The sequence below is a fragment of the Methylobacterium sp. 17Sr1-1 genome, from assembly GCF_003173775.1.
Taxonomy (GTDB): Bacteria; Pseudomonadota; Alphaproteobacteria; order Rhizobiales; family Beijerinckiaceae; genus Methylobacterium.
Genome location: NZ_CP029552.1, coordinates 249,265 through 263,888 on the forward strand (window position 1 = coordinate 249,265; position 14,624 = coordinate 263,888).

Annotated in this window: 14 protein-coding genes; 2 read left to right on the forward strand and 12 right to left on the reverse strand. The window is 70.1% G+C overall.

All coding sequences use genetic code 11. The features are described 5' to 3' along the window. Positions 1-183: 183 nt before the first annotated feature. The 12 genes from glpK to DK412_RS01210 all read right to left on the reverse strand — a co-directional run bounded on the left by glpK (position 184) and on the right by DK412_RS01210 (position 12,508). Positions 184-1,677, reverse strand: a complete 1,494-nt coding sequence (glpK, locus tag DK412_RS01155) for a glycerol kinase GlpK (RefSeq protein ID WP_109970438.1) — start codon at positions 1,675-1,677, stop codon at positions 184-186. Positions 1,678-1,709: 32 nt separating this feature from the next. After that, positions 1,710-2,144: a type II toxin-antitoxin system VapC family toxin gene (locus DK412_RS01160; protein WP_109970439.1), complete on the reverse strand. Its 435-nt coding sequence runs from the start codon at positions 2,142-2,144 to the stop codon at positions 1,710-1,712. Next, positions 2,141-2,380, reverse strand: a complete 240-nt coding sequence (locus tag DK412_RS01165; RefSeq protein WP_109970440.1) for a type II toxin-antitoxin system Phd/YefM family antitoxin — start codon at positions 2,378-2,380, stop codon at positions 2,141-2,143. The genes DK412_RS01160 and DK412_RS01165 overlap by 4 nt, the downstream gene beginning before the upstream one ends. A gap of 93 nt (positions 2,381-2,473) precedes the next feature. Further along, a complete protein-coding gene (locus tag DK412_RS01170) occupies positions 2,474-4,219 on the reverse strand; it encodes an ABC transporter substrate-binding protein (protein ID WP_109970441.1) in 1,746 nt (581 codons plus the stop codon). A gap of 73 nt (positions 4,220-4,292) precedes the next feature. Beyond that, positions 4,293-4,574 carry a DUF2160 domain-containing protein gene (locus DK412_RS01175; RefSeq protein ID WP_093568929.1) on the reverse strand — a complete coding sequence of 94 codons (282 nt, stop codon included), beginning with the start codon at positions 4,572-4,574 and terminating at the stop codon, positions 4,293-4,295. Between the two features lie 16 nt (positions 4,575-4,590). Further along, positions 4,591-5,388 carry a carbohydrate ABC transporter permease gene (locus tag DK412_RS01180; protein WP_048433526.1) on the reverse strand — a complete coding sequence of 266 codons (798 nt, stop codon included), beginning with the start codon at positions 5,386-5,388 and terminating at the stop codon, positions 4,591-4,593. Next, entirely contained in the window at positions 5,388-6,362 is a 975-nt protein-coding gene (locus DK412_RS01185) for a sugar ABC transporter permease (RefSeq protein WP_109970442.1), read from the reverse strand. Before DK412_RS01185 ends, DK412_RS01180 begins: the two co-directional genes overlap by 1 nt. After that, positions 6,359-7,444 carry an ABC transporter ATP-binding protein gene (locus tag DK412_RS01190; RefSeq protein WP_109970443.1) on the reverse strand — a complete coding sequence of 362 codons (1,086 nt, stop codon included), beginning with the start codon at positions 7,442-7,444 and terminating at the stop codon, positions 6,359-6,361. Before DK412_RS01190 ends, DK412_RS01185 begins: the two co-directional genes overlap by 4 nt. Before the next feature lie 14 nt (positions 7,445-7,458). After that, positions 7,459-8,544, reverse strand: coding sequence for an ABC transporter ATP-binding protein (locus DK412_RS01195; protein WP_109970444.1), 1,086 nt, complete (start codon positions 8,542-8,544; stop codon positions 7,459-7,461). A gap of 23 nt (positions 8,545-8,567) precedes the next feature. After that, positions 8,568-10,115: a glycerol-3-phosphate dehydrogenase gene (gene glpD, locus DK412_RS01200; RefSeq protein WP_109974988.1), complete on the reverse strand. Its 1,548-nt coding sequence runs from the start codon at positions 10,113-10,115 to the stop codon at positions 8,568-8,570. Positions 10,116-10,249: 134 nt separating this feature from the next. Continuing rightward, positions 10,250-11,047, reverse strand: a complete 798-nt coding sequence (locus tag DK412_RS01205) for a DeoR/GlpR family DNA-binding transcription regulator (protein WP_162596351.1) — start codon at positions 11,045-11,047, stop codon at positions 10,250-10,252. 399 nt (positions 11,048-11,446) lie between these two features. Next, positions 11,447-12,508: an RHE_PE00001 family protein gene (locus tag DK412_RS01210; RefSeq protein WP_109970445.1), complete on the reverse strand. Its 1,062-nt coding sequence runs from the start codon at positions 12,506-12,508 to the stop codon at positions 11,447-11,449. A gap of 209 nt (positions 12,509-12,717) precedes the next feature. Here DK412_RS01210 and DK412_RS01215 point away from each other — a divergent pair, with 209 nt between their 5' ends. Continuing rightward, positions 12,718-13,656 (forward strand): glycosyltransferase family 2 protein, encoded by a 939-nt coding sequence (locus DK412_RS01215; protein ID WP_109970446.1) that lies wholly within the window; start codon positions 12,718-12,720, stop codon positions 13,654-13,656. Next, a complete protein-coding gene (locus tag DK412_RS01220; RefSeq protein WP_109970447.1) occupies positions 13,653-14,621 on the forward strand; it encodes a glycosyltransferase family 2 protein in 969 nt (322 codons plus the stop codon). Before DK412_RS01215 ends, DK412_RS01220 begins: the two co-directional genes overlap by 4 nt. Positions 14,622-14,624: the final 3 nt, after the last annotated feature.

A 14,624-nucleotide genomic window follows, 5' to 3' on the forward strand; every position in this document is an offset into this window, starting at 1 on the left:
GTGTGGGAGAGGGGCCGGGGTGAGGGTGGCTCGGCTTCCGAATAATCCTGAACCATCGAGCTGCGCAGCTCGATGGTCGAAGCTTCATCCTGAAGGCGAGCCACCCTCACCCCTACCCCTCTCCCATACGGGAGAGGGGATCCCGCGCAATATGGTTTTTCGTCAGCGCTAGTACGTTCGCCCCTACTTCCCCACCAGGCAACTCACCGCCTTGCGCCAGCCGGCGAGCCGGCGCTCGCGCACGGTCGGCTCCATCGCCGGGGTGAAACGGCGCTCCAGGCGCCAATGGTCGGCGAAGTGCTCGGGCTCCGGGTAGAGGCCGCAGGAGAGGCCCGCGAGGTAGGCCGCGCCGAGCGCCGTCGTCTCCTTCACCTCGGGCCGGTCGACGGGGGCGGCCAGAAGGTCGGCGAGGCGCTGCATCGTCCAGTCCGAGGCGACCATGCCGCCATCGACCCGCAGCACCGTGGCGCGCCCTTCCCCGTCCGGCCAGTCGGCCCGCATGGCGGCCAGGAGATCGGCGGTCTGGAAGCAGACACTCTCGAGCGCCGCCCGGGCGAGCTCCGCCGGTCCGGTGCCGCGGGTCAGCCCGAACAGGGCGCCGCGGGCGTCCGGCTCCCAGTAGGGTGCGCCGAGGCCGACGAAGGCCGGCACCAGGTAGACGTCCTGCGCCGGATCGGCCCGCTCGGCGAGCGCCCCGGTCTCGGCGGCCGAGTCGATCACGCCGAGCCCGTCGCGCAGCCACTGCACCGCCGCGCCGGCGACGAAGATCGAGCCTTCGAGCGCATAGGTGCGTTGGCCGTTCAGCTGGTAGGCGATGGTGGTGAGGAGCTTGTTCTTCGAGACCACCGGCTGGGTGCCGGTGTTGAGGAGGGCGAAGCACCCGGTGCCGTAGGTCGACTTGACCATGCCGGGCCGGAAGCAGGCCTGGCCCACCGTCGCCGCCTGCTGGTCCCCGGCGACGCCCCGGATCGGGATCGCGGCGCCGAACAGCTCCGGGTCGGTCTCGCCGAAATCGCCCGAGGAATCGCGCACCTCCGGCAGCATCGAGGCCGGCACGCCGAGCAGCGCCATCAGCCCGTCGTCCCAGGCGCCGCGATGGATGTCGAAGAGCAGCGTGCGCGAGGCGTTGGTGGCGTCGGTGACGTGGAGCCGCCCGCCCGTGAGGCGCCAGAGGAGATAGGAATCGACGGTGCCGAAGGCGAGCTCGCCCGCTTCCGCCCGGGCGCGGGCGCCCGGCACGTTGTCGAGGATCCAGGCGATCTTGGTGCCGGAGAAGTAGGGATCGAGGATCAGGCCGGTCTTTTCCGTCACCGCGGGCTCGTGGCCCTCCTCCTTGAGGCGGGCGCAGATCCCGGCCGAGCGCCGGTCCTGCCAGACGATGGCGCGGTGCACGGCCTCGCCGGTCCTCTTGTCCCAGACGAGCGTCGTCTCGCGCTGGTTGGTGATGCCGATCGCCGCGACGTCCCGCGCCGTCACCCCGGCCTGCTTCATCGCCGCCCGGCAGGTGTCGAGGGTGGTGCGCCAGAGGTCCTCCGGCTCGTGCTCGACCCAGCCCGAGGCCGGGAAGTGCTGCGGGAACTCGGCCTGGGCGAGGCCTGCGATCGAGGTGTCGGGGCGAAACAGCAGGGCGCGCGAGGAGGTGGTGCCCTGGTCGATGGCGAGGATGAGGGAGGACATCGGGACGGCTCTTTCGCGCGGTTGCGGCGAATCTAGAGGGGTGGCGGCTCCAGCGTGGCGAGGCCGAGAGTGGCGGCCGCCCGGCCGAGTCGCGCGTCGAAGGTCGCGAAGGGCAGGCCGGTGACCTGCAGGAGCGCGAGGTGCAGGGCGTCGGGACCGCGCACGCCGAGGGCGGCGTCCTCGACGATGGCGCGGGCGATCGCGAACATCTGACGGGTGATGGTCAGCGGGCGACCGAGAGTCTTGCGCCAACTCTCGAAGCGCAAGAAGATCGACCGAGCCTCAGCGGTATCCAGCTTGCGTTCGCGGACCAACCGCGAAATCGCCGAGGTAAACTCGAGAACCGTGAGATCCGACATCACGACACTCACGCCCGGATTGGCGACCCACGCCTGAATGCGTGACGACGAGGCTTCCCGCACGAAGATCGCGATCACGATGTTGGCGTCGCAATAGATGCGGTTCACGCCCCTTCATCCCGCATCTCGCGAACGAGGGCGACCGCGTCGATCGGCTCACGCGGCGTCACGATGGTGTCGCGCAACCAATCGACTTCCTCCTTCGTCATCGGCCTTGGTTCGGTCGGGACGAGCTTGACGAGATCTTCGTCGAGGCGGGTGATGATCACCTCCTCGCCCTCCGTCGCCTTGGCGAGCAATTCGGGCAGGCGGGCGATGGCATCTTCCAGCGAGTAATAGGCCATGACAACCTCCGTGGCAGCGTCCCCGCCAGGATAGCGGAATCCGGCCGTCCGCGGAAAGGAGAGCCGGGGCTGGAGGCCCCGGCTCCCGCAAGGTCAGCCGCGCTTCGGCGGCGAGGCCGGCCAGCTCTTGATCAGGGTGTCGTAGTCGATCGTCTCACCCTTCGGCTTCTCGTCGGCGAGCTTGCGCTGGGGGGCCAGCGTGCCGTCCTTCTTGGCCTGCTCGTACCAGTGCTCGGCCGAGGTCTTGGGGTTCAGCTTCGGGCCGCAATCGCCCTGGACCTTCGAGCGCTCCAGGCGCGCCATCACGTCGTCCTGGGCGTTGGCGAGCGCGTCCATCGCCGCCTGCGGGGTCTTGGCGCCCGAGGAGGCGTCGCCGATGTTCTGCCACCACAGCTGGGCGAGCTTGGGATAGTCCGGCACGTTCACGCCGGTCGGGGTCCACTGCGTGCGGGCCGGCGAGCGGTAGAACTCGACCAGGCCGCCGAGCTTCGGCGCCCGATCGGTGAAGGACTTGTCCCAGATGTCGCTCTCACGGATGAAGGTGAGGCCGACATGGCTCTTCTTCAGGCTGACCGTCTTCGAGACGATGAACTGCTGATAGAGCCAGGCCGCCTTGCGCCGGTCGAGGGGGGTCGACTTCAGGAGGGTGAGCGAGCCGGCATCCTGGTAGCCGAGCTTCATGCCGTCCTTCCAGTACGGGCCCTTCGGCGAGGGCGCCATGCGCCATTTCGGCGTGCCGTCCTGGTTCATGACCGGGAGCCCGGGCTTGACCATGTCGGCGGTGAAGGCGGTGTACCAGAACATCTGCTGGGCGACGTTGCCCTGGGACGGGACCGGACCGGATTCCGAGAAGGTCATGCCGGCCGCCTGCGGCGGGGCGTACTTCTTCAGCCACTCGACGTACTTGGTCACCGAGTAGACCGCCGCCGGGCCGTTGGTGTCGCCGCCGCGCTCGATCGAGGAGCCGACCGGGCGGCAGCCCTCCATGCGGATGCCCCACTCGTCGACCGGCTTGCCGTTCGGAATGCCCTTGTCGCCGTTGCCGGCCATCGAGAGCCACGCGTCGGTGAAGCGCCAGCCGAGCGACGGATCCTTCTTGCCGTAGTCCATGTGGCCATAGACCTTGACGCCGTCGATCTCCTTCACGTCGTTGGTGAAGAAGTCGGCGATGTCCTCGTAGGCCGACCAGTTGACCGGCACGCCGAGCTCGTAGCCGTACTTGGCCTTGAACTTCTCCTTGAGGTCGGCGCGGGTGAACCAGTCGTAGCGGAACCAGTACAGGTTGGCGAATTGCTGGTCGGGCAGCTGGTAGAGCTTACCGTCCGGGCCGGTGCCGAAGGACTTGCCGATGAAATCGTCGAGGTCGAGGGTCGGCGAGGTGACGTCCTTGGCCTCGTTCTTCATGAAGTCGGAGAGCGCCACGGTCTGGCCGTAGCGGAAATGGGTGCCGACGAGATCGGAATCGTTGATCCAGCCGTCGTAGATGTTCTTGCCCGACTGCATCTGGGTCTGGATCTTCTCGACCACGTCGCCCTCCTGCAGGAGGTCGTGGCGCACCTTGATCCCGGTGATCTCGGTGAAGGCCTTCGCCAGGGTGCGGGCCTCGTATTCGTGCGTGGTGATGGTCTCGGAGACGAAGTTGATCTCCATGCCGGCGAAGGGCTTCGCCGCATCGACGAACCACTGCATCTCCTTGAGCTGCTCGTCCTTCGACAGGGTCGAGGGCTGGAACTCGGTATCGACCCAGCGCTTGGCCTCCTCCATGCCGGCGAAGGCATGGCCGGCGGCGAGGCACAGGGCCAGCGCGCTCGCGGCCGTCAGCAATCCGTGGCGTGTCATCCTGGTTGTCCTCCCTCTGGTGGTGATCGGTCCGCCTGGTGCCGGCTGGCTGCCGGACGTAACGGCGGACCGCTTAAGCGAAGCGGAACATCACCGCCCCGTAAACGAGCGAGAGCGCGAGCGCCCATTCGAGGCTCGGGCCGACGAGGCCGAGCCAGGCGAGATTGATGAAGGCGGCGCCGACCAGCGTCAGAAAGAGCCGGTCGCCCCGCGTGGTGGGGATTCGCAGGATCCCGACCTGCTCGGTCTCCGGGCGCCACACGGCGAGCGCGGTCATCAGGGCGAGCAGGCTGGCGATCACCACGAAGAAGAGCGCGGTCTGCCAGGTCCAGGCCATCCAGGCGAAATCGAGCATCGCGAGTACTCCCCGATCACACCCGGCCGAGGGCGAAGCCCTTGGCGATGTAGTTGCGCACGAACCAGATCACGAGGGCGCCCGGCACGATGGTGAGCACGCCGGCGGCCGCGAGCAATCCCCAATCCATGCCGGCGGCCGAGACCGTGCGGGTCATGGTGGCGGCGATCGGCTTGGCGTCCACCGAGGTGAGCGTGCGGGCCAAGAGAAGCTCGACCCAGCTGAACATGAAGCAGAAGAAGGCGGCGACGCCGATGCCCGACGCGATCAGGGGCATGAAGATCTTCACGAAGAAGCGCGGGAACGAGTAGCCGTCGATCGCGGCAGTCTCGTCGATCTCGCGCGGCACGCCGGACATGAAGCCTTCAAGAATCCACACCGCCAGCGGCACGTTGAACAGGCAGTGGGCGAGCGCCACCGCCCAGGGCGTGTCGAACAGGCCGACCGCCGAGTAGAGGTTGAAGAAGGGCAGCGCGAACACCGCCGGCGGCGCCATCCGGTTCGACAAGAGCCAGAAGAACAGGTGCTTGTCGCCGATGAAGCTGTAGCGCGAGAAGGCGTAGGCCGCCGGCAGCGCCAGCCCGATCGACAGGACGGTGTTGATCGCCACGTAGGACAGCGAGTTCAGGTAGCCGCCGTACCAGCTCGGATCGGTGAAGATCCGGATGTAGTTGTCGAACGTGATCGCATGCGGCCAGAGCGTCATGCTGGTGTTGATTTCCTGGTTGGTCTTCAGGCTCATGTTCACGAGCCAGTAGATCGGCACCATCAGAAACAGGAGGTAGAGCGTCATCACGACGTGGCGCGGGCGCATCAGGCGGCCCTCCGGTCGAGCGGGATGGTGGTGGCGGGGGGCAGGCTGCCGGCGGCGCTCGCATCCGCCGGGTCGCTGTCGGCCAGCACCGTGCGGTTGCCGGCGTCGACGTTGGTCATCACGGTGTAGAACACCCAGCAGACGCTGAGGATGATCAGGTTGTAGACCAGCGACATCGCCGCTGCCCGGCCGAGATCGAACTGTCCCAGCGCCAGCTTGACGAGGTCGATCGACAGGAAGGTCGTGGCGTTGCCGGGCCCGCCGCCGGTGAGCACGAAGGGCTCGGTGTAGATCATGAACGAGTCCATGAAGCGCAGCAGCACGGCGATCAGCAGGACGCGGCGCATCTTCGGCAGCTGGATGGTGCGGAAGATCGCCCACTGGCTCGCCCCGTCGATGCGGGCGGCCTGGTAATAGGCATCGGGGATCGACTTCAGGCCGGCATAGCACAGGAGCGCCACGAGGCTGGTCCAGTGCCAGACGTCCATGGTCACGATCGTGACCCAGGCGGCGAGCGCGCTGCCGGCGTAATTGTAGTCGATGCCGATGTTGTTGAGGAACGAGCCGAGGAGGCCGATATCGCTGCGGGCGAAGACCTGCCAGATCGTCCCGACGACGTTCCACGGAATCAGGAGCGGCAGCGCCATCAGCACGAGGCAGAAGGCGACCCCGCGGCCCTCCCGCGGCATCGACAGCGCCACCGCGATGCCGAGCGGCACCTCGATCGCCAGGATGACGCCTGAGAACAGCAGGTTGCGCCACAGCGAGTCGAAGAAGCGCTCGCCGAACTGGCTCGACGGGTCGAGGAGTTCCTGGAACCAGCCGAGGCCGTTCCAGAAGAACTGGTTGTTCCCGAACGTGTCCTGGACCGAGTAGTTGACCACCGTCATCAGCGGCAGCACCGCCGAGAAGGCGACGACGGCGAAGACCGGCAGGACGAGGAGCCAGGCCTTCTGGTTGACGGTCTTGGTCATGCGGCCTCTCCGGGCACCAGGGCGCCGTCGGCGTAGATGTGGATCTGGCGCGGATCGAGGGTCAGCGCCGCCTCGGTGCCGTCGAGGCTCTGGTCCTCCGCCACCGTGGCGACGAGGGGCCGGCCGCCGAGCTCGACCCGGGCGAGGCGCTGGCGGCCGATATCGTCGATGCGCTTGACCTGCACCGGCAGGCCCAGACCCTTGGGCGCCAGATGCACGTATTCGGGCCTGACGCCGAGCTCGATCCGCTTAGCCTGCGGGAGGTTCGGGTAGTGCCGGGCGAGCGGGATGGCGTGGCCCTCGATCGTCGCGGTCGCGCCCTCGACAACCGCCGGCAGCAGGTTCATGCCCGGCGAGCCGATGAAGTGGCCGACGAAGGTGTGGGCCGGGCGCTCGAAGAGTTCGTCGGGGGTGCCGGTCTGCACCACCGCGCCGTCATGCATCACCACTACCGTGTCGGCGAAGGTCAGCGCCTCGGTCTGGTCGTGGGTGACGTAGATCATCGTCAGGTCGAGCTTGCGGTGCAGCTCCTTCAGGGTCGAGCGCAGCTGCCACTTCAGGTGCGGATCGATGACGGTGAGCGGCTCGTCGAACAGGATCGCCGCCACGTCCGGGCGCACGAGGCCCCGGCCGAGCGAGATCTTCTGCTTCATGTCCGCCGTCAGGTTGTTGGCGCGGCGGTCGAGGACGCGCGTCAGATCGAGGAGCCCGGCGATCTCCTCCACCCGCGAGCGGATGGTGGCGGGCGCGACGCGCCGGTTCTTGAGCGGGAAGGCCAGGTTCTCCCGCACCGTCATGGTGTCGTAGACGACGGGGAACTGGAACACCTGGGCGATGTTGCGCCCCTCGGTCGGCACCGTGGTGACGTCGCGGTCGTCGAACAGGATCCGGCCGCGGGTCGGGACCACCAGCCCCGAGATGATGTTGAGCAAGGTGGACTTGCCGCAGCCGGAGGGGCCGAGCAGCGCGTAGGCGCCGCCCTGGCGCCAGACGTGGTCGATCTCCTTCAGCGCGTAATCCTGCGGCCCCTGCGGGTTCGGGCCGTAGGCGTGGGCGAGGTGGTCGAGGGTGATGCGGGCCATGGATCCCCTCCCCTTCAGGCCGCCGCCGGCAGGTCGAGGGCGGCGGTACGGCCGCCTTCGTCGAACACCAGGGCGTGGCGGGGGTCGAGATAGGCGGTGACCGCCGTGCCGGGCTCGAGCCGGCGCACGCCGGGCAGGAGCGCGATCAGGCGGCTGTCGCCGGCATCGACGTGAACGAAGCTCTCCGAGCCGGTGATCTCGGCGACCGAGACGGTGGCGGGAAGCGCGATCGCCTCGGCCGGCAGCGGATCGAGGGCGAGGTGGTGGGCGCGAAAGCCGATCGTGTAGGCGCCGTCCGGGACGTTCGCCAGCGTGCCGGTCGCCCGGACCTGGCCGCCGGTCGGCAGGGCGACCCGGCCGCCGGCCTTGACCACGCGCAGGGTATTCAGCGGCGGGTCGGAAAAAACCTTCGCGGTGGTGAGATCGTCGGGCCGGCGGTAGACGTCCGGCGTCGGCCCCACTTGCGTGACGCGGCCCTGGTGCAGGGTGGCGGTGCGCCCGCCGAGCATCAGGGCCTCGGCCGGCTCGGTGGTGGCGTAGACGAAGATGGCCCCCGTCGCCGCGAAGATGCGGGGCAGCTCCTCGCGCAGTTCCTCGCGCAGCTTGTAGTCGAGGTTCGCCAGCGGCTCGTCCATCAGCACGAGGTCGGCGCGCTTGCACAAAGCCCGGGCGATGGCGGTGCGCTGCTGCTGGCCGCCGGAGAGTTCGAGGGGCTTGCGCTTGAGGTAGGGGGTGAGCCGCAGCAGACCCGCCGCTTCCTGGACCCGCGCTTCGATCTCGGCCTTCGCGACGCCGGCGACCCGCATCGGCGAGGCGATGTTCTCGTAGACCGAGAGCGAGGGGTAGTTGATGAATTGCTGGTAGACCATCGCGACGTTGCGGCGTTGCACCGGCAGGCCGGTGACGTCCTTGCCGTCGGCGATGATCCGCCCCTCGCTCGGCGCCTCGAGCCCGGCCATCAGGCGCATCAAGGTGGTCTTGCCGGCGAGCGTCTGGCCGAGCAGCACGTTGAGCGAGCCCTTCGGCAGGGCGAGGCTGACGTCGCGGATATGGGTCTCAGGCCCGACCCGCTTGGTGACACTCTCCAGGATCAGGGTCATGGCGCCCTCCCGTCTCTTCTTGTTCAGGCCGCGTTGGGGGCGGCGGCGGCGCGGCGCATGAAGTCGTCGAGGGCGGCGGCCTCGGCGGGCGTCAACCTAAGGCCGAGCTTCGAGCGGCGCCAGAGCACGTCGTCGGCGCTCATGGCCCATTCGCGGCGCATCAGGTGGCGCACCTCGCGCTCGGTGAGGTCGGCGCCGAAGAGCCGGCCGAGATCGGCCATGGCGCGTGCGCCGCTCAGGATCTCCCGCGCCTCGGTGCCGTAGGCCCGCACCAGCCGGGCGACCAGCACCTCCGGCACGCCCGGGCACTGGCGCGCCAGCCCGGCCACGACGTCGTCGTAGCTCTCCTTCGGAAAGTTGCCGCCCGGCAGGGTGGCACCCGAGGTCCAGGGCGCCTTGCGGGCCGCCGGCAGGTGGTCCTTCAGGCGCTCCAGAGCCGATTCGGCGAGGCGCCGATAGGTGGTGATCTTGCCGCCGAAGACCGAGAGCATCGCCGGCTGCCCCTCCGGCGCGTCGAGGGTCAGCACGTAGTCGCGGGTGGCTTCCTGCGCCTTCGAGGCGCCGTCGTCGTAGAGCGGGCGCACGCCCGAATAGGTCCACACCACCTCGTCGCGGGTGACCGGATCGCGAAAATACTCGCTCGCGGCGGCGCAGAGATAGGCGATCTCCTCCTCGCTCGCCTTCACGTCGGCCGGGTCGCCCTTGTAGTCGCGGTCGGTGGTGCCGATCAGCGTGAAGTCGCGCTCGTAGGGGATCGCGAAGATGATGCGCTGGTCGGCGTTCTGGAAGATGTAGGCCCGGTCGTGCTGGAACAGGCGCCGCACCACGATGTGGCTGCCCTGGACCAGGCGCACGCCTTCCGTGGAATTGGCCCGCGCCACGCCGGTGAGCACGTTCGCCACCCAGGGGCCGGCGGCGTTGACGAGGGTGCGGGCCCGCACGGTCTCGCGGGCGCCGGTCTGGCGGTCCTCGACGGTGACCTCCCACAGGCCCTCGCTGCGGGTCGCGGTGACGACCCGGGTGCGCGGGCGGATCACCGCGCCGCGCTCGGCGGCGTCGCGGGCATTCAGCACCACGAGGCGCGAATCCTCGACCCAGCAATCCGAATATTCGAAAGCGCGGCGAAAGCCGGGCTTCAGCGGCTCGCCGGCCGGATCGCGGGTGAGGTCGAGGGTGCGGGTGCCGGGCAGGCGCTTGCGGCCGCCGAGGTTGTCGTAGAGCAGCAAGCCTAAGCGCAGGAGCCAGCTGGGCCGCAGGCCCGAGTGATGCGGCAGCACGAAGCGCAGGGGCCAGACGATGTGGGGCGCCATGCCCCACAGCACCTCGCGCTCCATCAAGGCCTCGCGGACGAGGCGGAACTCGTAGTGCTCGAGGTAGCGCAGGCCGCCGTGGATCAGCTTGGTCGAGGTCGAGGAGGTGCCGCTGGCCAGGTCGTTCTGCTCGAACAGCACCACGGAGGCGCCGCGGCCCACCGCGTCGCGGGCGATGCCGCAGCCGTTGATGCCGCCGCCGATCACCGCGAGGTCGAACACCCCGCGCTCGTCGCCGGGCTGCTGGCGCCTGGGGGCCAAGGCCACCTCCCTGTCGGAGCCTTTCGGCTCTTTCGTTTGCATCCTGGCGCGAATCTAGACGCGGCTGCGGTCCGGCGCAAGCGAAACCGAAAGCTGTCAGGCGCGAACGAAAGCCTAAGACTTTCGGTTTGGCGTCACTCCGCGGCGTCGGGGGTGTCCTGCGCCTCGGGTCCCGCCTCGACCAGGGCGACGCGGTGGGCCGCGCACATCTCGCGTAAGGAGCCGGAGGGCAGCGCGTCGGTGACGAAGTAGTCGAGCTCGCGCAGGTGGCCGACCCGGATCGGCGCCGAGCGCTCCAGCTTCAGCTTGTCGGCGACCAGGATCACCCTTCGGGCATTCTCGATGATGGCGCGGGCGACCCGCACCTCGCGGTAATCGAAATCGAGCAGCGTGCCGTCCTCATCGATCGCCGAGACGCCGATCACCGCATAATCGACCTTGAACTGATTGATGAAATCGACCGCCGCGGAGCCGATCACCGCCCCGTCGGCCCGCCGCACCGGCCCGCCGGCGACGATCAGGCTCATCTTCGGGTGGCGGTAGAGCAGGGTCGCCACGTTGAGGTTGTTGGTGATGACCAGAAGATCCTCGTGGTCGCCGAGAGCGCGCGCCACCTCCTCGGTGGTGGTGCCGATATTGATGAACAGCGACGCGCTGTTGGGGATCAGCCGCGCCGCGGCCGCACCGATCGCCCGCTTCTCGCCGTGGGCGACGAGGCGGCGCGCCTCGTACGAGACGTTCTCGACGCCCGAGGCGACCACGGCGCCGCCATGGATGCGCGACAGGAGCCGGCTGTCGCAGAGCTCGTTCAAATCCTTTCGGATCGTCTGCGGCGTCACTTCGAACCGCGCCGCCAGATCCTCGACGCTGACCCGCCCGTGCAGGCGGGCGAGGGCGAGGATGTCCTGCTGGCGCTGGGAAACCTGGTCGATCACGACGCGCATGCCTTGTTCTTGCCCGCTCGGATGCGGGGGTGGGCATTGTCGGAGCAAGCGGGGGCGGGCGCAATTGGGGCGTGATGGGTCATCCAAGGATCAAGGGAACTCACGACCTCGGCGCCTGCCAAACGAGCAGCACCATGATTTTGCATCCGCCCATTCCCGGACGACTGAAGCGTAAGCGGCAGGAGATCCGGGATCCAGCGCAAGGAATCGCCGCGAAGCGGCTCTGCATACTGCAACGTTGTAGACAAGCAGACGCTTCGCGACTTTTTATGCTGGATCCCGGATCTCCTTTCACTTCGTTCCAGTCGTCCGGGAAAGGGGGAGGTTTCCGACGAAGGTTGGTCCTGTCCGAACAGCGAGCGACTCTCCACCGAGATGGACACCCCCTCACACGATCCCCCACGCCCGATACCGCCGCCGCTCCGTCAATTCCCGCGGCCGGGCCGCCCCCAGCTCCGCCAGCATCCCCTCCACCGCCTGCGGGCTGACCGCGAGCGCCCGGGCGGCGCTCGCCACGGTGACGAGGGGGGTGCCGACGAACAGGTCGACGAGCTGCGGCAGGCGGGAGGTCCGGCGACGCCCGGCGCAGGCGCGCAGCATCACCTCGCGGGCGAGCGCCAGGCGGTCGAGGTCGCGCCCGACGGCGCGGGCCGAGACCTCGACCGCGCCGAGGAGGCCGGCCAGCCGGTCGGCGAGCGGCTGCGCCCGCGACCAGCGGGCCCGGGCCTCGCGCAGGCCCAGCGACAGGGCCGGCAGGTGGGCGCCGGCCTTGCCCCGGGCCCGCAGCAGGCCGGCCGCCAGGAGCGGGCCGCGATGGCCGCGGCGCGGGGCCGGATCGAGCACCAGCCACGCATCGAGGACGACCGCCGCCGCCAGCAGGGCCGGCAGGTCGCGGGTCTCGTCGAGGATCCGCCGCCAGCGGGCGAGGGGATCGTCCGTCGCAGAGTGCTGCGTCGGCCCGTCCGCCGCGTGATCGGCGAGGGTGCGGCGGGTGCGGGCGAGCAGCCGGTCGATGGCGGCGAAGTCCGGCTCCTCCGTCTCCTCGGCACCGGCCTCGTCCCCGCTCTCCATTTCAGGCGCATCGGGCCCGGACCCGACGAGCAGCGCCCAGCCGGCACCGGAGAAGGCCCAGCCGGGGGCCGCGGCGGCAAGGCGGCGGCGCTCGGCCAGCACCGCGACGGCGCGGGCCAGCGCCTGAGTCGGGCGGCGCACGTCCATCGCCGCCTCGTGCAGCACCAGGTCCTCCAGGGCGACGAGTTCGCCGTCGAGGTGCAGGGCGGCCTGCGCGTCGAACAGGTGGGCGCGGGCGCGAGCGCCGTCGGCCAGCACCGGATCGGCCCGGGCCAGGCGCTCGTCGAGGCGCACCAGCGCGTCGGACGCCGCCTCCAGGGGAAAGGTCAGGCCCCGCCAGGCGGCGGGCAGGCGGATCGCCTCGAAATCGTAAACCATTGCGGCGTCACGATACGGAGATCCATCTTCAAGGAAAGCCACGCTTCGCTTGGGTCACAGCGAAAGCGCGATCGCGCCCGTTTCGCCACCCACGGTAGGCGAGACGCCCGCCCCCGCAGGTCCGGCCCTGCCGCCCCGCCGCAATTTCGCTGCCGCCCCGGCATATTGACCCGCCCGCCCCGACGGCCCTACGGCGGCGGGATCCCTTGATGCCGCGCCAGCCCCTCGCCGAGACGATCCTGCCACCCTCTCCCACCCCCGATTCCCGGTCCGTCGCCATCGGCATCACGGTCTTCCGCCCGGACGCGGCGCAGGTCGCGGCCCTGCGCGCCCGGGTCGCGGCGGAGGCGCGCCAGACCATCGTGTTCGACAATGGCGGCCTCCCCGCGGACGCCGCCGCCGCTCTGACCGCGCGCGGCGCCCAGGTGCTGTCGGCGGGGCGGAACATCGGGGTCGGCGGCGCCCTCGACGCGATCGCGCAGGCGGCCATCGCCGCGGGCGCGGCCCAGGTGCTGCTCCTCGACCAGGATGCGGCGTTCTCGCCCGAGCAGGTCTCGGCCCTGGAGGGGGCGCTGGCGCGGCTGCACACCGCGAGCCCGCCGCCCGCCATCGTCGGGCCGCGGCCGGAGGCGGCGCCCGGCCGCAAGGCCCCGGCCTATCCGCGCCGGCCGGGAATCCCGGAGGACGGCGCGCTGGTCCCGGTGGAGTTCCTGGCGACCTCCGGCTCGCTCGTCGACCTCGCGGCCTATGCGCGGATCGGCCCGTTCCGGAGCGATTTCTTCATCGACGGCGTCGACCTCGAATGGTGCTTCCGCGCCTGGGCTCGGGGCTACGGCTGCTGGATGGAGACCGGCACCGCCCTCCCCCACCGGGTCGGCGCCGGGGTGATCCGCTCGAAACTCCTCGGCATCGAGATGCCGCGCCAGCCACCCTTCCGGATGGCGGCCTACCTGCGCAACAGCGTCTATGCCTGGCGGCTGCCGCACGTGCCCCGGCGCTGGCGGCTGCGCCAGGCCGCCTACCTGCCGCTCCAGGCCCTGCTGTACTGGGCCGATGCCGGCTTCCGCCCGGGCGTGCTGGCGCAGCTCGCCGGCGCGGTGCTGGACGGCCTGCTGGGCCGGCTCGGGCCGCCGCGAGGATTGCCATGACAGCCGATCCGACATCCGCCGCTCCGAACCCCGCCCTCGACGTCGTCATCGTCAACTGGAACGGCGGCGCCCTGCTGCGGGCCTGCCTCGCCAGCCTGGCGGCGGCGGAAGACCACCTCGGCGACGCCCTGCCCTTGCGCGTCGTGGTGGTCGACAACGCCTCGCGCGACGGCTCGCTGGACGGCCTGCCGCCCCTGCGCCACGGCCCGGCGGTGATCGCCAATCCCGACAACCAGGGCTTCGGCCGGGCCTGCAACGCCGGGGCCGCGCGGGGCCGCGCGCCCGCGATCCTGTTCCTCAACCCCGATGCGCGGGTCACGGCCGCGAGCCTGTCCGGCGCCTACGCCGCCCTGGCGGCGGATTCCGGCACCGGCATCGTCGGCGCACAGCTCATCGACGAGGCGGGGACGGTGCAGCGCTCCTGCGCCCGGCGGCCGACCGCCCGCTCGCTGATCGGCCAGGCGCTGCTCCTCGACCGGGTGCGGCTGGTGCCCTCGCACTTCATGACCGAGTGGGACCACGCCGAGGACCGGGCGGTCGACCAGGTGATGGGCGCCTTCCTGATGATCCGCCGCCCGCTCTTCGAGGATCTCGGCGGCTTCGACGAGCGCTTCTTCGTCTATTACGAGGATGTCGATCTCTGCGCCCGGGCCCGGGATGCCGGCTTCGCGGTGCGGCACCTCGCCGGCATCACCGCCCGGCACGAGGGCCAGGGCACCACCCGGGCGGCCAAGGCGCATCGCCTCGCCTGCTTCCTCGAGAGCCAGATCCGCTACGCCGCCAAGCATCACGGCCGGGCGACCGCGCTCAGTCTGGTGGCGACGGCCTTCGGCGCGCAGGTGCCTTTGCGCCTCGTCCAGGCGCTGGCGCGGCGCTCGATACCTGAGGCCGGCGAGGTCCTGCGGGGCGCGGGCCTCCTCGCCCGGGCGCTGCCCGGCCTGATGCGGGCGATCGGCACCCGCTAGAGC